Origin of the sequence: Actinobacillus lignieresii (assembly GCF_900444945.1) — a bacterium.
Taxonomy (GTDB): Bacteria; Pseudomonadota; Gammaproteobacteria; order Enterobacterales; family Pasteurellaceae; genus Actinobacillus; species Actinobacillus lignieresii.
Window position 1 is genome coordinate 21,642 of record NZ_UFRM01000001.1, and the last position, 20,447, is coordinate 42,088.

The 20,447-nt window shown below is 42.1% G+C and carries 20 protein-coding genes; 12 read left to right on the plus strand and 8 right to left on the minus strand.

Translation table 11 applies throughout. The annotated features are described in order from the left end of the window. The first annotated feature begins 28 nt into the window (after positions 1-28). From murC to recN, 7 genes are all read left to right on the plus strand, one after another. Positions 29-1,456 (plus strand): UDP-N-acetylmuramate--L-alanine ligase, encoded by a 1,428-nt coding sequence (murC, locus tag DY200_RS00100; RefSeq protein WP_115586447.1) that lies wholly within the window; start codon positions 29-31, stop codon positions 1,454-1,456. 107 nt (positions 1,457-1,563) lie between these two features. Next, a complete protein-coding gene (locus tag DY200_RS00105) occupies positions 1,564-2,475 on the plus strand; it encodes a D-alanine--D-alanine ligase (RefSeq protein WP_115586448.1) in 912 nt (303 codons plus the stop codon). A gap of 140 nt (positions 2,476-2,615) precedes the next feature. Further along, the gene (locus tag DY200_RS00110) at positions 2,616-3,269 is read left to right on the plus strand and encodes a cell division protein FtsQ/DivIB (RefSeq protein ID WP_172539902.1); all 654 of its coding nucleotides are present in this window, start codon (positions 2,616-2,618) and stop codon (positions 3,267-3,269) included. 25 nt (positions 3,270-3,294) lie between these two features. Further along, positions 3,295-4,569: a cell division protein FtsA gene (gene ftsA / locus DY200_RS00115; protein ID WP_115586450.1), complete on the plus strand. Its 1,275-nt coding sequence runs from the start codon at positions 3,295-3,297 to the stop codon at positions 4,567-4,569. A 38-nt stretch (positions 4,570-4,607) separates the two neighbouring features. Further along, the gene (gene ftsZ / locus DY200_RS00120; RefSeq protein ID WP_005595620.1) at positions 4,608-5,819 is read left to right on the plus strand and encodes a cell division protein FtsZ; all 1,212 of its coding nucleotides are present in this window, start codon (positions 4,608-4,610) and stop codon (positions 5,817-5,819) included. A gap of 32 nt (positions 5,820-5,851) precedes the next feature. Beyond that, positions 5,852-6,772 (plus strand): UDP-3-O-acyl-N-acetylglucosamine deacetylase, encoded by a 921-nt coding sequence (lpxC, locus tag DY200_RS00125; RefSeq protein WP_005595622.1) that lies wholly within the window; start codon positions 5,852-5,854, stop codon positions 6,770-6,772. Positions 6,773-6,933: 161 nt separating this feature from the next. Next, positions 6,934-8,607, plus strand: coding sequence for a DNA repair protein RecN (gene recN, locus DY200_RS00130; protein ID WP_115586451.1), 1,674 nt, complete (start codon positions 6,934-6,936; stop codon positions 8,605-8,607). 142 nt (positions 8,608-8,749) lie between these two features. On the opposite strand, the gene DY200_RS00135 is transcribed toward recN, so the two are convergent. The 5 genes from DY200_RS00135 to prfC form a co-directional block, all read right to left on the minus strand. Beyond that, positions 8,750-10,153 carry an ABC transporter ATP-binding protein gene (locus tag DY200_RS00135; protein WP_115586452.1) on the minus strand — a complete coding sequence of 468 codons (1,404 nt, stop codon included), beginning with the start codon at positions 10,151-10,153 and terminating at the stop codon, positions 8,750-8,752. Beyond that, positions 10,153-10,938: an ABC transporter permease gene (locus DY200_RS00140; protein WP_115586453.1), complete on the minus strand. Its 786-nt coding sequence runs from the start codon at positions 10,936-10,938 to the stop codon at positions 10,153-10,155. Before DY200_RS00140 ends, DY200_RS00135 begins: the two co-directional genes overlap by 1 nt. 2 nt (positions 10,939-10,940) lie before the next feature. Beyond that, the gene (locus DY200_RS00145) at positions 10,941-11,888 is read right to left on the minus strand and encodes an ABC transporter permease (RefSeq protein WP_115586454.1); all 948 of its coding nucleotides are present in this window, start codon (positions 11,886-11,888) and stop codon (positions 10,941-10,943) included. A 93-nt stretch (positions 11,889-11,981) separates the two neighbouring features. Next, the gene (locus tag DY200_RS00150) at positions 11,982-13,556 is read right to left on the minus strand and encodes an ABC transporter substrate-binding protein (protein WP_115586455.1); all 1,575 of its coding nucleotides are present in this window, start codon (positions 13,554-13,556) and stop codon (positions 11,982-11,984) included. Between the two features lie 193 nt (positions 13,557-13,749). After that, positions 13,750-15,330 (minus strand): peptide chain release factor 3, encoded by a 1,581-nt coding sequence (prfC, locus tag DY200_RS00155; RefSeq protein WP_115586456.1) that lies wholly within the window; start codon positions 15,328-15,330, stop codon positions 13,750-13,752. Between the two features lie 195 nt (positions 15,331-15,525). On the opposite strand from prfC, the gene DY200_RS00160 reads away from it, so the two are divergent. The 5 genes from DY200_RS00160 to DY200_RS00180 all read left to right on the plus strand — a co-directional run bounded on the left by DY200_RS00160 (position 15,526) and on the right by DY200_RS00180 (position 18,975). Then, positions 15,526-15,993 carry a DUF805 domain-containing protein gene (locus DY200_RS00160; protein ID WP_115586457.1) on the plus strand — a complete coding sequence of 156 codons (468 nt, stop codon included), beginning with the start codon at positions 15,526-15,528 and terminating at the stop codon, positions 15,991-15,993. Between the two features lie 46 nt (positions 15,994-16,039). Then, positions 16,040-16,555 carry a DUF805 domain-containing protein gene (locus tag DY200_RS00165; protein ID WP_115586458.1) on the plus strand — a complete coding sequence of 172 codons (516 nt, stop codon included), beginning with the start codon at positions 16,040-16,042 and terminating at the stop codon, positions 16,553-16,555. A 126-nt stretch (positions 16,556-16,681) separates the two neighbouring features. Beyond that, positions 16,682-17,266 (plus strand): aminoacyl-tRNA hydrolase, encoded by a 585-nt coding sequence (pth, locus tag DY200_RS00170; RefSeq protein WP_115586459.1) that lies wholly within the window; start codon positions 16,682-16,684, stop codon positions 17,264-17,266. A 108-nt stretch (positions 17,267-17,374) separates the two neighbouring features. Next, the gene (gene ychF, locus DY200_RS00175) at positions 17,375-18,466 is read left to right on the plus strand and encodes a redox-regulated ATPase YchF (RefSeq protein ID WP_005618681.1); all 1,092 of its coding nucleotides are present in this window, start codon (positions 17,375-17,377) and stop codon (positions 18,464-18,466) included. Between the two features lie 71 nt (positions 18,467-18,537). Further along, the gene (locus tag DY200_RS00180) at positions 18,538-18,975 is read left to right on the plus strand and encodes a methyltransferase family protein (protein WP_115586460.1); all 438 of its coding nucleotides are present in this window, start codon (positions 18,538-18,540) and stop codon (positions 18,973-18,975) included. Between the two features lie 49 nt (positions 18,976-19,024). On the opposite strand, the gene DY200_RS00185 is transcribed toward DY200_RS00180, so the two are convergent. From DY200_RS00185 to DY200_RS00195, 3 genes are read right to left on the minus strand one after another with little or no spacing between them, the layout of a single operon-like run. Continuing rightward, the gene (locus tag DY200_RS00185; protein WP_005595646.1) at positions 19,025-19,300 is read right to left on the minus strand and encodes a hypothetical protein; all 276 of its coding nucleotides are present in this window, start codon (positions 19,298-19,300) and stop codon (positions 19,025-19,027) included. A 30-nt stretch (positions 19,301-19,330) separates the two neighbouring features. Further along, a complete protein-coding gene (locus DY200_RS00190; RefSeq protein ID WP_115586461.1) occupies positions 19,331-19,795 on the minus strand; it encodes an outer membrane lipoprotein in 465 nt (154 codons plus the stop codon). A gap of 26 nt (positions 19,796-19,821) precedes the next feature. Further along, the gene (locus DY200_RS00195; RefSeq protein WP_115586462.1) at positions 19,822-20,418 is read right to left on the minus strand and encodes a VOC family protein; all 597 of its coding nucleotides are present in this window, start codon (positions 20,416-20,418) and stop codon (positions 19,822-19,824) included. Positions 20,419-20,447: the final 29 nt, after the last annotated feature.

The following is a 20,447-nucleotide window of genomic DNA, read 5'->3' on the forward strand; positions in this document are numbered from 1 at the left end:
AGTCGTAGCAAAGATAGGAAAAGAATAGATGAATAATTACCAAGATAAAATTAAAAAATTAGTGCCGGAAATGCGCCGTGTAAATCAGATCCATTTTATCGGTATCGGCGGTGCCGGTATGAGCGGTATTGCCGAAGTGCTGTTAAATGAAGGCTATCAAATTTCCGGTTCGGATATTGCCGAAGGTCCGGTAACTAAACGTTTAGCTGAAGCCGGTGCGAAAGTGTTTATCGGTCATCAAGCGGAGAATGTTGCCGGTGCAAGCGTAGTGGTTGCTTCCAGTGCGATTGACGACAGCAATCCGGAAGTGCGTGCGGCAAAAGAAGCGCGTATTCCGGTGATTCAGCGTGCGCAAATGTTGGCGGAAATTATGCGTTTTCGTCACGGTATTGCGGTTGCGGGAACGCATGGTAAAACAACGACTACCGCAATGATTTCGATGATCTATACCGAAGCGAAATTAGACCCGACTTTTGTAAACGGCGGTTTGGTTAAATCGGCGGGGAAAAATGCGCATTTGGGCGCCAGTCGCTATTTAATTGCGGAAGCGGATGAAAGTGATGCGTCGTTCTTACACTTACAACCGATGGTTTCGGTCGTAACTAATATCGAACCGGATCATATGGACACTTACGGCGGCGATTTCGAGCAGATGAAAGCGACTTACGTAAAATTCCTACGCAACTTACCGTTCTACGGTTTAGCGGTGATGTGTGCCGATGATGAAACGGTAATGGAAATTGCGCCGCAAGTCGGTCGTCAAGTATTAACTTACGGCTTTAGTGAAAAAGCGGATTACCGTATCGAAGATTATCAACAAACCGGTTTCCAAGGTCATTACACTGTGGTTTGTCCGAACGGCGAGCGTATTGACGTATTGTTGAATGTGCCGGGTAAACACAATGCACTGAATGCAACAGCCGCACTGGCGGTCGCAAAAGAAGAAGGGATTGCCAACGAAGCGATTTTAGCCGCACTTGCCGATTTCCAAGGTGCAGGTCGTCGTTTTGACCAATTAGGCTCATTTATTCGTCCGAACGGTAAAGTGATGTTGGTTGATGACTACGGTCATCACCCGACCGAAGTGGATGTAACGATTAAAGCGGCTCGCTCAGGTTGGGAAAACAAACGTGTTGTGATGATTTTCCAACCGCACCGTTATTCGCGTACCCGTGATTTATTTGATGATTTCGTACAAGTGTTATCGCAAGTCGATGCGTTAATTATGCTTGAAGTGTATGCGGCGGGCGAAGCGCCGATTGTCGGTGCGGATAGTAAAGCGCTATGCCGTTCAATCCGTAATTTGGGTAAAGTGGATCCGATTTTGGTTTCGGATACCGATCAGCTCGGTGAAGTATTAGATCAAATTATCCAAGACGGCGATTTAATTCTTGCACAAGGTGCCGGTAGTGTAAGCCGCATTTCTCGTGGCTTGGCGGAAAGCTGGAAAGCCTAACAAGCGGTAAGATTTGCAAAAAATTTTGTAAAATTGACCGCTTGTGAATCTCCAATCGGTCAGTAGGGATACGAGGCCTCGTGTCCACAATAAGAAAGGATAAAAAGATGAGCATTAAAGACGAAAAAATTGCGGTGTTATTCGGCGGTGTTTCTCAAGAACGCGAAGTATCGCTAAATTCGGGCGCAGCGGTAACCGAAGCGTTAAAATCGCTTGGCTATAATGTGGAAGGTTTTGATACCAAAGATTTCCCGATTGAAAAATTAAAAGAAAAAGGCATTCAACGCGTTTTCAACATTTTACACGGCGGTATCGGTGAAAACGGTGTGTTACAAGGCGCATTGGAGCAAATGGGTATTCCTTATACCGGTTGTGGGGTAATGGCGTCTGCGGTGACCTTAGATAAATTCCGTACCAAATTAATGTGGCAAGCAGTCGGCTTGCCAACGGCAGAAATGGTGGTTATTCGTCGCGGAGAAACGGTCGATTCCGAACAAATTATTGCAAAATTAGGTTTACCGGTTTTCGTTAAACCTTCAAGCGAAGGTTCAAGTGTCGGCGTAACCAAAGTAAAAACGGTTGAGCAATTATTGCCGGCGGTGGAAGAAGCGTTAAAATTCGATTCAATCGTCTTAGTAGAAGCTTTCTTGGCGGGTAAGGAGTATTCTGTTCCGGTGCTAGACGGTCAAGTATTACCGGCGGTACAAATCATTCCCGAAGGGGAGTTTTATGATTACCACGCCAAATATATCTCGGATAATACGCAATATCTCGTACCGGCGTTAAGTGACGATCGTCAGGCGGAAGTAGCGGAACTGGTCAAAGCGGCGTATGAGGTGGTCGGATGCCGTGGTTGGAGCCGTATTGATGTGATGGAAGATGCGAACGGCAATTTCAATTTGGTTGAAGTGAATACTTGTCCGGGTATGACAAGCCATAGTATTTTCCCTAAATCGGCGGCAACGGTCGGCATTCCGTTTGAAAAATTAGTCGAACGTGTATTGGAGTTAAGTGCCTAATGGTTTCTGTGTTACGGAAAAAAACGGCTGCGTCCGTCCGTTTCAAACCGCTAAAAGTGAGATCTTCGCTAAATCCATTCAATCGGATAGTATTAATTAAACCGTTGATTGTGTTATTATGCGTAATCTTTGCGTTTCTTGTGTATAGTAATTGGCATAGTTGGTTGGAAAGTCTGGATCGGAACCCGATTCGGGCTTATGCACTTACTCATAAGACAAGATTTACGACAAATGCGGATATCCGGGAAACTTTATCGCAAAAACCGGCTCTAAAAGGATATTTCGGTCAAGATATTCAAGACGTTAAAGCAAAATTATTAGCGATTTCTTGGGTGAGAGACGTCGTGGTTCGAAAAGTTTATCCGGATCGTTTAAGTATCACATTGATTGAACACAATCCTGTTGCCGTATGGAATGACGTGAATTTTTTATCCGAGCAAGGCATTGTATTCAGTTTACCGCCGGATAGGATCGATAAAACCGGATTCCCGATGCTGTACGGACCTGATACCGAAGGTAAAGTGGTTTTAGAGGCGTGGAGTAAAATCAAAGCGGATTTAAAAGCGCGTAATTTGGATTTATCTTCCGTTTCCGTAGATAATCGAGGTTCTTGGACGATAACTTTGTCGAACAATGTCGAACTCAGATTAGGTCGTGGCGAATGGACGCCTAAAATCGATCGCTTCGTGACGATTTTCCCTGAAATTGATGTACCGGAAGGAAAAAAACTTGCTTATGTCGATTTGCGCTACGAACATGGCGCGGCGGTCGGTTTTAGTCCTTTACCTAAATAATTTTTTGCAAGCATAATATAACGATATGACAAAAATAGCAGAATCCAAAATCATTGTCGGTCTAGATATCGGCACATCAAAAGTTGTCGCCGTAGTCGGTGAAGTATTGCCTGACGGCGTGATTAATGTTATCGGTTCGGGTAGTTGCCCAGCTAAAGGCGTTGATCGCGGCGGTGTTATCGACTTAGATGCAGCGGTAAATTCGATTCAACGTGCGATAGAACAAGCCGAATCTGTTTCCGATTGTCAAATTATCGGCGTAACGCTTGCGATTTCCGGTCAGCATATTACTGCGTTGAACGAAAGCGGTACCGTACCGCTTTCAGGTACGGTAACAAACGAAGATATTGATGCGGCTATTCATATAGCACGTTCGATTAAGTTACCTGACGGATTGGAGACCTTACATATTATTCCGCAGGAATATAAAGTGGACAGATTACCGGCAACCAAAAACCCGGTCGGTTTATCCGGTATGCGCTTGCAAGCACAAGCACATATTATCACTTGTCACCAAGATTGGTTACGTAACCTGAAAAATGCGGTAGAGCGAGCGAAATTAAAAGTGGATCAAGTGGTCTTTTCCGGACTTGCATCAAGTTATTCGGTTTTAACCGAAGACGAGAAAGAATTAGGCGTATGCTTGATCGACATCGGCGGCGGTACAATGGATATTCTTGTTTATACCGACGGTGCGTTACGTTTTAGTAAAGTGATTCCTTTTGCCGGTAATAATGTTACCGATTATATTGCGCAAGTCTTCACTACTTCTCGCAATGAAGCCGAGAGTATTAAAATCAATTACGGTAGCGCAGTTAATCCGCCTACGCATAATGCGGATAAGAAAATTGAAGTTGCAGGGCTTGGCGGTCGTATGCCTAGAACCTTTACTAAAGCGCAAGTTGCTACCGTGACTTCACAATGTTATAGTGATTTGTTAAAAGTCGTAGAAAACGAATTGGTACAATTACGTCATGAATTGCTGCAAAAAGGCATAAAACAGGAATTAATTGCAGGTTTTGTGCTTACGGGTGGTGGTTCGCAAATCGAAGATATTGTAGAATGTGCGAGAGAAATTTTCGGCTCTCAGGTAAGAGTCGGATATCCGTTGAATATTACAGGATTGACGGATTACGTAAATAAGCCGCAATATGCGACAGTACTCGGTCTTTTACAATATAGCCATTATAACTCGGATGAAAAGGGGAAGGGCGAAATCAGCGAGAAAGTAGATAGTATCCTTGATATTCTGAGTCGAGGGCTGAAAAAAGTAGTTAATGTGGCAAGATCGAATTTTTAAATGTGTTGAGTTGCAAATCAGCACGAGGGAGATAAAAAATGTTTGAACCTATTTATGAAACAACGCAAGATGCGGTAATTAAGGTAGTCGGCGTTGGTGGCGGTGGTGGTAACGCACTAAACCATATGGTGGACGGAAACCTGAATAACGAAGGTGTCGGCGGCGTTGAGTTTTTCTCGGTAAATACCGATGCGCAAGTATTGCGTACAAGTTCCGTGCGCCAAACGATTCAAATCGGTGCGAATATCACTAAAGGTTTAGGTGCCGGTGCAAATCCGAATGTAGGTCGTCAAGCAGCGGAAGAAGACCGCGAAGCGTTATCGAATATGCTTGCGGGTGCGGATATGGTATTTATCTCTGCCGGTATGGGCGGCGGTACGGGTACCGGTGCGGCGCCGGTTATTGCCGATATCGCAAAATCGCAAGGTTCATTAACGGTTGCCATCGTAACCAAACCGTTCCGTTTCGAAGGTAACAAACGTATGAATTACGCGGAGCAAGGTATCCAAGAGTTATCTAAGCACGTAGATTCATTAATTATCATCCCTAACGATAAATTATTAAAGGTATTACCTAAAAATACGAAAATGATGGATGCTTTCAAAGCGGCGAATGATATTTTACGTAACGCCGTTTTAGGTATCACCGATATGATTACCTCTCCGGGGTTAATTAACGTGGACTTTGCCGACGTGAAAACCGTTATGTCGGAAATGGGACGTGCGATGATGGGTACCGGTATTGCCGAAGGCGAAGACCGTGCAGAACATGCGGCGCATGATGCGGTAGCCAGCCCGTTATTGGAAGATGTCGATTTATCCGGTGCGAAAGGTATCTTAGTAAGTATCTCTTCAGGTTTAGATATTGAGTTAAACGAAGTCGATGTGATTATGGATTATATCCACAGTTTTGCCGCTCCGGATGCGACGATTGTATTCGGTACTTCGGTTTATCCGGAAATGGAAGGTAAACTTCGCGTAACATTAGTGGCGACAGGTATCGGTCAAGCGGAAGAATTAACGTTACCGAGAGCGACTGTCGTTCCGCAACCAATGCAACAACCTATGCAACAGCAAGGCTATCAACAACAAGCGCAACAGCCTCAACAACCTGCTTTTGCACAACAGGGTTACGCTCAGCCGGCGCAATTCGCTCAACCGCAACAAGCGGCTCCGAAACCTCAGCAAGTGGATTCTTCCCAAGTTTGGTCTCCTAATTCGATTCCGGGATTTATGAGAAACGGTCAATAACGCCGTTACCCAAACGGGAATAAGGATAGAATATGATTAAACAAAGAACATTAAAACAAGCGACTAAAGTCACCGGTATCGGTTTGCACAGCGGTAAAAAAGTAACGCTAACGTTACGTCCCGCACCGGCTAATACGGGGATTGTTTATGCTCGTACGGATTTAGAACCGGCGGTGTATTTTCCTGCAAGTGCGGAATCTATTCGTGATACGCAGCTTTGTACTTGTATGATTAATGATGACGGTGTACGTATTTCAACGGTTGAACACTTAAATGCGGCAATGGCTTCATTAGGTTTGGATAACTTAATCGTTGAAGTTGATGCGCCTGAAATTCCGATTATGGATGGCAGTGCGAGTCCGTTCATCTATTTATTATTAGATGCCGGTATTGAAGAGCAAGACGCACCGAAGAAATTTATTCGTATCAGAGAAACGGTACGTGTGGAAGAAGGCGATAAATGGGCGGAAATGAAGCCTTATAGCAAAGGCTTAAAACTAGATTTCACCATTGATTTTAGCCATCCGATGATCAGTAAGGATGTGCGTAATTTCAAAATGGAATTATCTGCCGAAAACTTTATTCACAAAATCAGCCGTGCAAGAACTTTCACCTTTATGAAAGATGTTGAATATCTTCAATCAATCGGCTTAGCATTAGGCGGTAGCCTTGATAATGCGATCGTATTAGATGAATATCGTATCTTGAATGAAGAAGGCTTACGCTATAAAGACGAATTGGTTAAGCATAAAATGTTAGACTCAATCGGCGACTTATTTATGTGCGGTTATAATATCCTTGGTGATTTCAGTGCATATAAATCGGGACACGGTTTAAATAACAAATTATTACGTGCAATCCTTGCTAACGAAAATGCTTGGGAATTTGTAACCTTTGAAGATAAAGAACAAGCGCCGCAAGGTTATCGTATCGGTGAACAAGTCTTTATCTAGTATCAAGATTAATTAATTTAAAAATCCTCGTTGATGAAAATCGGCGAGGATTTTTTTATGGCAAGCGGTCGGATTCAGCAAAAATTTTGCAAAAATACTTTACTGTTCAAAAAAACAGTAATAGTATATATCCATACAGGATATATTTTTACAGGTGTTTTATGCTTACTCATTTAACGGTTAATAATTTTGCAATTGTTCGTCACTTAACATTAGAGCTGAATGAAGGTATGTCCGTGATTACCGGCGAAACCGGGGCGGGTAAGTCCATTGCGATTGATGCGTTAAGCCTTTGTCTCGGCTATCGTTCGGAAAGCAGTATGATTCGTCATGGTGCGGATAAAGCGGATATTACCGCAACCTTTAGTATGCAAGCGACTAGCCCGGCTTATTTATGGTTGAAACAACATGAATTACTGGATGAAGATAATCCGCAAGAATGCATTTTACGCCGTATGATTAACCAAGAGGGACGTTCTAAGGCATTTGTAAACAATCGTCCGTTACCGATTTCTCATCTACGAGAGTTAGGCCAATATCTGATTCATTTGAACGGTCAGCACGCACCGCAATTATTATTAAAAAGTGAGTATCAGTTGGAGGTATTAGATAACTATGCCGGTATCTATAGTTTGTTAAATGAAATGAGTAGCCAATACCAGCGTTGGAAGAAATTACATCAGCAAGTGAAAAATTTCCGCCAACAGTGCCAAGAGAATGAGGCTCGTAAACAGCTGCTGCAATATCAAGTAGATGAGCTAGATGAGTTTGCGATTAAGCAAGGTGAATTTGAGGAAATGGAAGAAACGCATAGCCGGTTATCCAATTCCGAAGCATTAACCGCATTATCCCAAGAGGTGACTGATTTACTGAGCGAAAGTGAACTAAATGTCGATTCAATGTTATATAAGGCGATTCGTCATTTAGAAGATTTAGTCGAGGTTGATTCACGTTATCAATCGGCACTAAATATGTTAAATGAAGCACTTATTCAGGTTCAGGAAGCCAGTTCCGAGGTGAGTGATTTAGCCGGCAAAATAGAGCAAGATCCGGATTTACTCAATGAGTTGGATATACGTATTAGTAAGACGCTTCAATTAGCCCGTAAGCACCATGTATTGCCGGAGAATTTATGGCAACATCACGAATTTATTCAGCAAGAATTACAAAAACTGGAGGATTTTGCCGGAAATGAAGAACAGTTAATTGCGGATGAGCAAGCGGCTCATCAACAGTCTATTAAGCTGGCTGAGCAAATTTATCAAAAGCGTCTTGAGGCAGGTAAAAAATTAGCTGAGCAAGTGACGGCACAAATTAAACGTCTTTCAATGGAAAACGGCGAGTTCTTTATTGATGTTCAGCATGATGCAAAAAGATTATCAAGTAACGGGGCTGATGTTGTTGAATTTAATTTGCGCAGTAATTTAGGGCAACAGGCTCAGCCGTTAGCTAAAATCGCTTCCGGCGGTGAGTTATCACGTATTTCCTTGGCTGTACAGGTGTTGACGGCAAATAAATTATCCACACCGACAATTATTTTTGATGAGGTGGATGTTGGGATTAGCGGCCCGACAGCCACCATAGTCGGTAAGCTGTTACGCCAATTAGGTAAGAAATGTCAGGTGCTTTGCGTGACACATTTACCGCAGGTAGCAAGCTATGGGCATCACCATTTTAATGTGCAAAAGTATGTGGAAAATAATCAGACGGAAACTCAAATGTCGTTATTAACCCAAGCGGAACGCGTTCAGGTCTTAGCAAGATTATTAGGTGGAAGTAAGATTACCGATACGGTGCTTGCTAATGCACAGGAAATGCTAGATTTAGTTGAATAACATCACTGAGTAACATAGTCAAATTAAACGAAATAAGCGGTCGTTTTTTTAGAGAGCAACGCAATTTTTGCAAAGTTTTCCTAAAAAAAACGACCGCTTGTTGTTATGATTCGTCAGTATGAATCAGCTATTTTCTGAAGCGCTAAACAAACTGAGTTAAATCAATTACTTTATCGCAGCTTTTCTCAATCAAATAGGGATCATGACTCACAATCACTAATGCACATTTACGTTGGCGACATTGATTGATTAATAACTCAATCGTTTCTTTTTGCGTGATCGGATCTAAGCGAGAAGTGACTTCATCGGCAAAAAGTAATACCGGCTCAAGCAATAATGCACGTAAGATCGCAACCCGTTGTAATTCTCCGCCTGAGACGTTTTCCGCATTACGGGCGAGAATTTCCGGAGCAAGTGCTAGCTGTTGCAGTAAAGTTGGAATTTGCGAACGATCTAACTTATGTTTATTAATCACATCATCCAAAAGTGTTTGTAAGCTGACGGTCGGCGCAAATGCTTCCGGTGGATCTTGGTATAGTTTTAGCACCTGATGTTTTTTATGTTGCCGGCTGTGCCAGATTACCTCGCCCGATTTAGGCTTAAGCAAACCGCATAACACATCAGCGAGCGTACTTTTGCCGATACCGCTGTGTCCGACAACGCCTAGGATTTCGCCTTGGTGTAAGTCAAATGAAAGTCCGCTGAAAAGTGTGCGTTTACCTCGTGCAACACTCAGGTTTTTCACCGAAACAAGCGGTTGATTTTTTGCAAAATTTTGCGAATTTTCGACCGCTTGCCAATGTATCGGATCGGCGGAAATCAAGGCTTTTGTATATGGATGCTGCGGGTCGGCAAGCAATGTCTCTGCTGCACCTTTTTCTAGTAATTGGCCCTTTTTCATCACTAAGATTTCGCCGCCTAATTGTTCGGCAACGTCAATATCGTGCGTGATGGTAAGCAAACCGCCTTGTTGCTGATAAGCCTGTTTGAGTAATTGAATCACATTTGCCTTGCTTTTCGGATCAAGCCCTTTGGTCGGTTCATCTGCTAACAAAATTTTACCGCCGGCAGCGGTAGCGATAGCAAAAGAAGCGCGTTGAGCCATACCGCCGGAGAGTTGGTGCGGATAGGCGGTTTCCCATGCTTTTAAACCTAAATGCTCAAGGGTTTTTTTACCCTCATTTTTTGCCGCTTGTTTATCTTTTTTAGCAACAAAAGTAAAACTTTCCCAAAGCTGTTTACCTATCGTCATAATCGGGTCAAGAGAACGACGAGGTTCTTGCGGCAACATTACCAACGTTTTACCCCAAAGCGATTCGAGCTGTGTGTTCTCGGTTTTGCCATTTTCTACAAAAATTTGACCGCTTGCTTCCAACTCTTTCGGTAAAGCACCCATAATCGCTTGAATCAGCAGGCTTTTCCCTGAGCCGGTTTCACCGAGAATCGTGATATTTTTACCTTGTTCTAGCGTTAAACTTATCGGCTCAACTAAAGTTAAACCTGTAGTGGTTTTTACCCCAACATTTTCAATTCGTAGCAGTGCCATTATTTTACTCTCCCGGATAACAGTTGAAGGCTAAGTACCATTAAAAAGACTGCAATGACCGGCTGCATAAAGACCCAAGGGGCTTCATAGTAGTAAGGAAATAATTCGGTCATCATTAAACCTAATTCGGCTGTAGGTGGACGTAGGCCCACATTTACAAATCCGAGAGTGGCTAATGCCAGAATTGCATTACCGAGCGAGAAGGCACTTAAGGTTACAATAAGCGGTAGCAAACGGGGTAAAAGATGACGTTTAAAGCTATAAACTAATCCCATGCCCATTAAGCGAGAAGATTCGATTTCAGCACTGGAAGCAAGTGTTTGGCTGACTGCTCGAATTACACGGAAAAACTCTACCCACATTACCAAAGCGATACCTAAATAGAGTGTCCAAAATGATCCCGGTGATAATGAGGCAAAGAGTAGAATCAATAACAATCCGGGTAACGCCATCACCAAATCGCAGATAAAGCTAAATAGTCGGTCAAGCCATCCACCGAAAAAGCCGGCTAGAATACCAAATACTAGTCCGGCAATTAATGCACAAAATACACTAAATAGCGATAGACCGAATGATAAACGAATCGCCGAAGCAAGGCGAGCAAGCATATCTCTACCGAGATGATCGGTGCCGAGCCAAGCAAACTCATCAGGTTTAGCAAGCATATTACCAAGATCTTGGAAGCCAATATCCATCGGGTAAAAATAAGGCTGTAAAAAGGCAAAAGCGAGTAATATAGTAAGAATTATCGCCCCTATTTTTTGGCTAAATGTCATTTTATTCATTGTTATTCTCCATGACGTTTATGGGTAATTCGCGGGTCAATCCACGTACTCAGCATATCTGCGCACATATTTAACAGTACGAATAAACCGCCCATCACCAGAGATGTACCTTGGATCATCGGCACATCTCGAGCAATAATGGCGTGTACTAAAGCGTGTCCGCTGCCCGGCCAAGCGAAGAGACTTTCTACCACGACCACACCTTCAATCAGATAAACCAGCTGTACCGCATGGTAAGCAATGACCGGAATCGCAATATTGCGGATACCGTGGCGGGTAAAAGTTTGCCATTTTGAAAGCCCCTTTAAGCGCGCAAATTGGTAATATTCGGATTGTTTTACCTGTAACATTGCGGCACGTGTCACACGAACAGAAACCGCACTTAAACCTAATGCCAAAGTAAAAGCCGGTAAAACAAAATGTTGCCATTTACCGTAACCGCCGGCAGGCAGCCAACGTAATGTCGCCGAAAAGAGCGTAATCAGTCCGATAGCGATAATAAATGCCGGTACGGAGCGAAACAGCGTGCTGAATACCAAGGTAAAGCGGTCAAAAAAGCCGTTTTCTTTGCGAGCGGCAAGTACACCAAGAATCGGACCAATCATAATTGCCATAACGAGCGCAACCAGAGCAAGACTAAGTGTATGCCCGAATTGATGGGCAATTTCACTCCAAACCGAATCGCCGGTAACTAAAGATTTACCTAAATTAAGTTGTAAAAGATCAAGTAGCCAGTTGCCGTAGCTTTGCCACCAAGGTTGATCTAGTCCTAATTCGGTACGAACTAAATCGGCGGCGGCACTATCGACTTGATCATAACCGTAACGACTTGCCGCAATACGATAAGCCATATCGCCGGAGAGTTGTCGTGTCAAAATAAAAGTAAGCGTGCCGACCGACCAAATCACTAAAATAATTTGCAGTAGGCGTCTGAAAATAATCTTAAGCATATTTTTAACCGTGAGAATTCATATAAAAAACACGGAAAGCGGCTTAAATTTGTATGCTGTTTTCCGTGTTTTTAATGCTAAATTTTTATCATGTTATTTTGTGAGTTTTTCTAAAAAGAATCTTCTTTCGAATGTATCTAGCGTAACGCCTTTCATCTCATTATGTGTTGCGACATTTTGCTGATAATACACAATTGGAATAATCGGTAATTCATCATGAATGATTCGGCTAACCGTTTGTTTTAACTGCTTAGCTTTTTGCGGATCACGTTCCGTTTCGATTTTCTCTAACGTTTGTGCTAATTGTTCATTGCTCCAGTTCATTACACCCCAGTCGCTGCCGCCTTTGGCATAATCCTGTACGATTACACCGAACGGATCGATGGTTTTACCATAGTTCAACGCATAGAGTGCCATTTCTAAGCTACCGTCTTTATGACCGGCAGGAATTTCACTCGAATTGCCGACAGAAACATTGACATCAATACCAATCTCTCGCCATTGTGCTTGGAGAATAGTCGCAATAATCGGTAATTCCGGACGATCCGAGAAGGTTCTTAAGGTAAAGCTGAACGGCTTTCCTTCTTTATCGGTTAATTTGCCTTCGCTATTGAATTGATATCCGGCAGCGGTTAAATTTTGTTTGATTTTTGCAATATCAACGCTTTCGTCTTTATTTTCCACACGCCAATCGGCAAAGGCTTTCGGTAAGATTTGATCCGCCGCACCGTCTTTAATTTTTAACACTTGTTCGGCAATCGCCTTACGGTTAATTGCCTGTGAAAGTGCTTGGCGAATTGTTAAATCTTTAAAGAACGGTTTAGCCGCATCCATCTTCATTTGAATCGTACGAGCGATAGAACCGCTGGTAACAGTTAAATTCGGATCGGTTTTTAAACGTGCGACACTGGCGGTATCTAAATTAAATACTAATGAACTTGCATCGCTTTGTGCCATTAATACACGAGTTTCACTACGGCTGCTGGCTAAATAATTTGCATGAAGGACCTTCGGTTTTTCTCCCCAGTATTGCTCAAAACGAACCGCTTCAATTTTTTGCGGTGCTTCGACTTTGGTCGCTTTAAAAGCACCGGTACCGATTAATTTTACCACTTCGTTTTTTTCATTAAATGCTTCGTCCGCTAAAATAATGGTGGAATAGTGCGTTAAAAAAGATGGGAAGGGTACGAACGATTTCGTGAGTTTAAATTTAACTTGGTTGTCCCCTAATGCACTGATCTCTTGGATAAAGGCTTTTTGTAGAATGCTCGGTTGCGCCATTAATAAATTGAGATTTTTGGCTACGGTTTGCGCATTTACTTTTTCACCGTTATGGAAGGTTGCATCACGTAGAGTAAAAGTCCACTCGGTTGCGTCTTCATTACTTTGCCATTCTGTTGCCAATCCCGGAATCAATTCGCCTTTTTCATTCGCTTCAACTAAAGTTTCGGCTAAGTTCATTCGTTGGAAAATAACGCCGGATTGAGTCGGATGCAAACTGTTTAGCTCCCAAGGCGCAATTACGGTGACTTGAGTTAATTCGTTGTTTTTTAAGTTTTTAACTTCGCTTTCTTTATTATTTTGCGGATTGTTTTGTGTAACGGATTTATCTTCGCAACCTACGATAAATAATGTGGTTGCCAGTAACGGAAGTAGCCATTTTTTCATTAGAAATTCCCTTGTTTTTAGTCAAGTATTTAATAGCGCGGCAATTCTAGCATAAAACCATAAAAAAATAATAGCTATTAATCTATTAAATCAATAAAAAAATAATGGAATAAGAAAAGAGGAGAATTAGAAGGATAAAAAAGCGGTCATTTTGTCGAATTTCTCTACAAAATGACCGCTTGTTTAGCAAAGATTAATGTTCGCGTGTTTTAAAGAAGTTTACATCCGGATAACGCTCTTGCGCCAGATTTAAGTTCACCATTGTCGGCGCGATATAAGTTAAGTTATCGCCGCCGTCTAATGCGAGGTTCTGCTCGTTTTTGCGTTTAAATTCCTCGAATTTTTTCGTATCGGTACACTCGACCCAGCGAGCGGTTGCAACGTTTACCGCTTCGTAAATCGCTTCCACGTTATATTCGGTTTTCAGACGAGAAACTACCACGTCAAACTGGAGTACACCGACCGCACCGACGATCAAGTCATTGTTCATTAACGGACGGAACACCTGTACCGCACCTTCTTCCGAAAGCTGAACTAAACCTTTTAACAATTGTTTTTGCTTGAGCGGGTCTTTCAAACGAATACGGCGGAATAGTTCCGGCGCAAAGTTCGGAATACCGGTAAATTTCATCACTTCACCTTGGGTGAAAGTATCGCCGATTTGGATCGTGCCGTGGTTATGTAAACCGATAATATCGCCGGCGTAAGCTTCTTCAGCGTGTGAACGGTCGCCCGCCATAAAGGTTAAGGCATCGGAAATCACCACATCTTTACCGATACGCACGTGTTTTAGTTTCATACCTTTTTCGTATTTGCCTGAAACAACGCGCATAAATGCCACTCGGTCACGGTGTTTTGGATCCATATTCGCTTGGATCTTAAATACGAAACCTGAGAATTTTTCTTCACTCGATTCGACCGTACGCACATCGGTTTGACGTGCTTGCGGTTTTGGCGCCCATTCGGTTAAACCGTCTAAGAAATGATCGACACCGAAGTTACCTAATGCAGTACCAAAAAATACCGGTGTGAGTTCGCCGTTAATAAATGCGTCGTGATCAAACTCGTTTGACGCACCTTGCACTAATTCTAATTCTTCACGTAACTGGTTTGCTAAATCATCGCCGACTGCGGCATCAAGTTCAGGGCTATTTAAGCCTTTAACAATACGTACTTCTTGAATGGTTGAGCCTTGACCGGATTGGTAAAGATAGGTTTCGTCTTTGGCAATATGATAGACGCCTTTAAATAATTTTCCGCAGCCGATCGGCCATGTAATCGGCGCACAACGAATTTTTAATACGCTTTCAACTTCATCTAGTAACTCCATCGGATCACGGATATCACGGTCGAGTTTGTTCATAAAAGTTAAGATCGGCGTATCACGCAGACGAGTCACTTCCATTAATTTGATCGTACGTTCCTCAACACCTTTTGCACTGTCGATAACCATTAAGCAGCTATCTACCGCAGTCAATGTGCGGTAAGTATCTTCGGAGAAGTCCTCGTGTCCGGGGGTATCTAATAAATTAACCAAACAATCATTGTAAGGAAATTGCATTACGGACGTTGTAATAGAGATACCACGTTGTTTTTCCATTTCCATCCAGTCGGATTTTGCGTGTGCGCTCGAGCCTTTGCCTTTTACCGAACCGGCGGTTTGGATCGCATTTCCGTAAAGTAAAACTTTTTCGGTAATCGTGGTTTTACCCGCATCGGGGTGAGAAATAATCGCAAAGGTGCGACGTTTATTGACTTCTTGTGGATATGACATGCTTTTCTCTAGGTTAAAATTAAAACAAAAAGGGTGGACGTGCCACCTTAAAAATATTGTTCTATTTTCGCTGATTTATGCCTTCAGAACAACCTAAGTACGCAAATTTATTCAAATTACGTGACAAGCGGTTCGATTTATTTCAAAATTTGTAAAAAGATTAAAAAATGTTCATTAAAAATAAGGGAGAGACCAATGGAGTGGTGTATTTATGCGGTACGTAATACCTTTAATTATCAGGGGAGAGCGAAACGAACCGAGTTTATTTGGTTTATTTTAATTTACGAATTAAGCGATTGGGTTATTGCATTGATTGCCAAGCTTGCTTTTGCTTTACGTTTAGCGCACCTTTCCGACGATTTGCATATTTTAAATAGTCTTTTAGATATTTTATTATTGCTGCCGATGTCCAGCGTAACGGTAAGACGGCTTCATGATTTAGGCTATTCCGGCTGGTGGCAATCCTATTTATTGACGATGAATATCGTAGCTATGATACTAACTTATCTCATACCTAAACATAGCTTGAATGCTATGTTAGATACCAAATTCGGTACGTTTTGGTCACTGCTTTTGGTCATTTATTTTATACAAATCATTTTCTTAATATTTAAGCGAGGCCAAGCGTTTACCAATCGCTACGGCAAGCAATCGCATAGTTAAAATAATAAACAATTTTCATCATTTTAAATAAGGAGTCAGCGTAAAAATGAATTGGTTTTTATTAGTCTTGAAGAAAACGTTTAATTTTAAAGATCGCGCCAGACGTAGAGAATACGGTTGGTTCTATTTAATTAATATTTTGATTGTGATTACGTTCAATATTTTAGTGAGCGTATGTGTCGCTATCGGATTAGAAGATCTCGGTATCGGCTTAAATTCTCTCTCGTATTTATATCAGCTGCTTACCGCCGTTACGGCAATTAGTCTTACCACGCGCCGTTTACACGATTTGGGCTGGTCGGGATGGTGGCAGTTATTGCCCTATGCCGTTGCAGTCATGTTCGGAATTGCGACAATCTTCTCTTTAGAGAAAGAATTGGGCGGTGCAATTATCGGAACGGAGTATGCGCTTTACGGTTCAACCGTTTTCGGCGGCATCGCAGTTATTGTTTTTTCGTTGTTACTTTTATTTAAAGACGGGCAACGCTTTAGCAACAAATATGGCGAAGATCCGAAAGCGGTTAAAAATAGCAATGAAGTTACAAATTCCTTAACCGTATAAATTCGGCGAAATCAGGGCATTTTCCTTGTGGAAAATGCCCTTTTTGCCTACAATAATAACTTTTCATTTTAGGTTAGGGCTTTTTCCCGTTAATCGAGTAGGACAGATAATTAAATAGGACAGAAAATGTCGCAAATTAAACTTATCGTTGGATTAGCTAACCCGGGGGCGAAATACGAAGATACTCGCCATAACGCCGGTGAATGGCTAATTAATGAAATTGCCCGTCAATTTAATGTCAGCTTAAAAGAAGAAGCGAAATTCTTCGGAAAAGTCGCAAAAATTAATGCGGCAGGCGGTGAAGTTCGTTTACTTGTACCGACGACCTTTATGAATTTAAGCGGTAAAGCGGTCGGCGCTTTAGCAAATTTCTATCGTATTAAATCGGAAGAAATCTTAGTCGCTCACGATGAATTGGATTTACCGCCCGGTGTGGCAAAAATTAAGCAGGGTGGTGGTCACGGCGGTCATAACGGTCTGAAAGATATTATTGCCAGCCTTGGCAACAGTAATAATTTTTACCGTGTGCGTATCGGTATCGGGCATCCGGGCAGTAAAGAATTGGTTGCCGGTTATGTATTGGGTAAACCAAGTCCGCAAGATCAAGAAAAAATTAATGCGGCGGTGGATGAAGCCGGCCGCTGTGTTGATCTTTTACTGAAAGATGGTATTACAAAAGCGACTAATCGATTAAATGCGTTTAAAGCTTGAAACTTTTAGCTATCTGACAGAATTATGATAAGCGGTCAAATTTAGACCGTTTTTTACCAATTTATTTCGAGGTAAAATTGTGACCTCGTATCTTTAATAGGAAAAATTATGGGATTTAAATGTGGTATTGTGGGTTTACCGAACGTTGGTAAATCAACTCTTTTCAATGCACTTACTAAAGCCGGTATTGAAGCGGCTAACTATCCGTTCTGTACTATCGAACCGAACACGGGTGTGGTACCGATGCCGGATCCGCGCTTAGACGCATTAGCGGAAATCGTTAAACCTGAGCGTGTACTTCCAACCACAATGGAATTTGTGGACATTGCGGGTTTAGTTGCCGGTGCAAGTAAAGGAGAAGGTTTAGGCAATAAATTCTTAGCCAATATTCGTGAAACCGATGCGATCGGTCACGTAGTGCGTTGTTTTGAAAATGACGATATCGTACACGTTGCCGGTAAAATAGATCCGGCGGATGATATTGAAATCATCAATACCGAACTGGCGTTAGCGGATTTAGACAGCTGCGAACGTGCGATTCAACGTTTACAAAAACGTGCGAAAGGCGGCGATAAAGACGCGAAATTCGAATTATCAATTATGGAAAAAATCTTACCGGTGCTTGAAAATGCCGGAATGATTCGTTCCGTTGATTTAGATAAAGACGAATTACACGCAATCAAAGGTTATAACTTCTTAACCTTAAAACCGACTATGTACATTGCGAACGTGAATGAAGACGGTTTTGAAAACAACCCGTATTTAGATCGTGTGCGTGAAATCGCCGAGAAAGAAGGTGCTGTAGTGGTGCCGGTATGTGCTGCGATTGAATCGGAAATCGCCGAGTTGGATGATGAAGAAAAAGTCGAGTTTTTACAAGATTTAGGCATTGAAGAACCGGGTTTAAACCGTGTTATTCGTGCCGGTTACCGTTTATTAAACCTGCAAACTTACTTTACCGCAGGTGTGAAAGAAGTGCGTGCTTGGACGGTTTCCGTCGGTGCAACCGCACCGAAAGCGGCGGCGGTTATTCATACCGACTTCGAAAAAGGTTTTATTCGTGCGGAAGTGATCGCCTATGACGATTTTATTCAGTTTAAAGGTGAAAACGGTGCGAAAGACGCCGGTAAATGGCGTTTGGAAGGTAAAGATTATATCGTACAAGACGGCGATGTAATGCACTTCCGCTTTAACGTATAATTTGCAAAAATAACCGAAATTTGACCGCTTGTGAAAGAGTACAAGCGGTTATTTTTTAGGAGAAATTGACCATGGAACTCAAACTTCCCCCGCCGCTTTTATTTATTCTGTCCGCTATATTGATTTACTTTTTGCCTCAAGCCGAAGTTTATTTTATTCCTAAAGCATTCGGTTATTTGTTTCTGTTACTGAGCGCTATTGTCGGCTTGATGAGTGTTTATGCGTTTTTTAAAGAGAAAACGGCATTTACGCCGCTAGATCCGACTCAAACAAATAAACTTGTGGTACAAGGTATTTATCGCGTAAGTCGTAATCCGATGTATTTATCGCTGGTGTTAGCGCTGATGGCATGGGGAATTTGGCTGAACAGCTATTTTGCTATTCTAGTGATTGCCGGATTTATGTGGTATGTCGATCGCTTTCAAATTATTCCCGAAGAACGTGTTTTAGTACAGAAATTTGGCAAGGATTTTACGGATTATCAAACGAAAGTTCGTAAGTGGCTGTGAGAAAGATAAAAAAACCTCGATTGCTCGAGGTTTTATATAATTTCAACCGTTATTTGAATTCATAACGACGAATAGTCGTTAAATCGGAATCTTTTTGTTCGGTTTTTTCTGATAGATTCACGCGAGCTCCGACAGCGGCATGAGGGTCATTCTTACGAGTAAGCGTAACAATTTCGCCACTATCTTTTTGCACGGTTAATTCAACAGTATCTTGAGATAAATTTTTGCTGTTTAATACTGTTGCATTTCCCTTATCGGCATAGAAATCTTGAGTACAAGCTGCAAGTGTTACAGCCGCCAATAGAGCAAGAGAAAATTTTTTCATTATGTATGTATCCTTAGGAGGTAAACGAAGTTACAGCACAGACACGTTCAAGTCTGAATTGGATCCGACAATTCTAACACGTTTGCCGGGTACGAAACCATCTTCTTTTTTCTGAACGACCACGATTTCTTTACCGTCGTCTTTACGAATTACCATCTCTAACGAAGAAACTTGGCTGACTTTTTCTTCAACCGTGCTACCGATTACCGCACCGGCAATCGCACCGACCGCCGTCGCTACCGCACGACCGCTACCGCCACCGATAGTCGAACCGGTAATACCGCCGAGCGCACCGCCGCCAAGCGTTCCTAATACACCTTGGTTATCCGCCTGAATTTTTACATCACGAACAGAAACGATGGTACCGTAGCTGATTGAACGCGCTTCTTTCGCTTGGCTTGAGCTGTAAACACTACCGCTATAAATATCGGTATTTGCACAACCGACAAGGGTTAAACTTGCAAATAAAGCCGCTGCTAAACTAAATTTTTTCATATTTTTCTTCTCCAATGAAAAATTGCTCAGAAATTACTCTCTGAATGAATAATTTCAGTTATACCATAAGGGTGGAGCTTTAGACAACAAGGATTACAATAAGTTTTATTTTTTAACGAAATCGCAATACTCGGATTCGGTAAACGTTCGCCTGCTACTTTAGGCTGACTGATCTTAAGATCAAGATTGGCATTAATTTTTAAATGAAATTGTTTTAAGGTACGTTCAACCCATTGCTCAACCGTTTCGTTTTTCTTCATTGGGTAAATTATTTCAATATGTTCCCAACCTTGTTGCGGATAAACTTTATCTTTCGGGAACGGTAACTCGATAATCGAAACCGTTTGTCCTAAAAAAGACAACGGCTGATTGAGTTTGATAAGGGCTATCGGCCGTCCGTTTACTTCGCTTTCTTTCAATAATTCACCGTTTTCTAGCAAGATCGAACGCCACCGTTCGGCGGTTTGCCACTCATTCATTCTGACCGCTAAATGGTCAATTTCAAATTGACTCAAATCCAACATTGCCAAATGAGCTATTTGCTGAATTTTTTGTTGAAATTCAGAAAAATCGCCAAAACAAGCGGTCGTTTTCTCGTAAAATTTTGCATTTTCTTGTATCATAGAGCGTTTTCCCTTTTAGGTGCGATTTG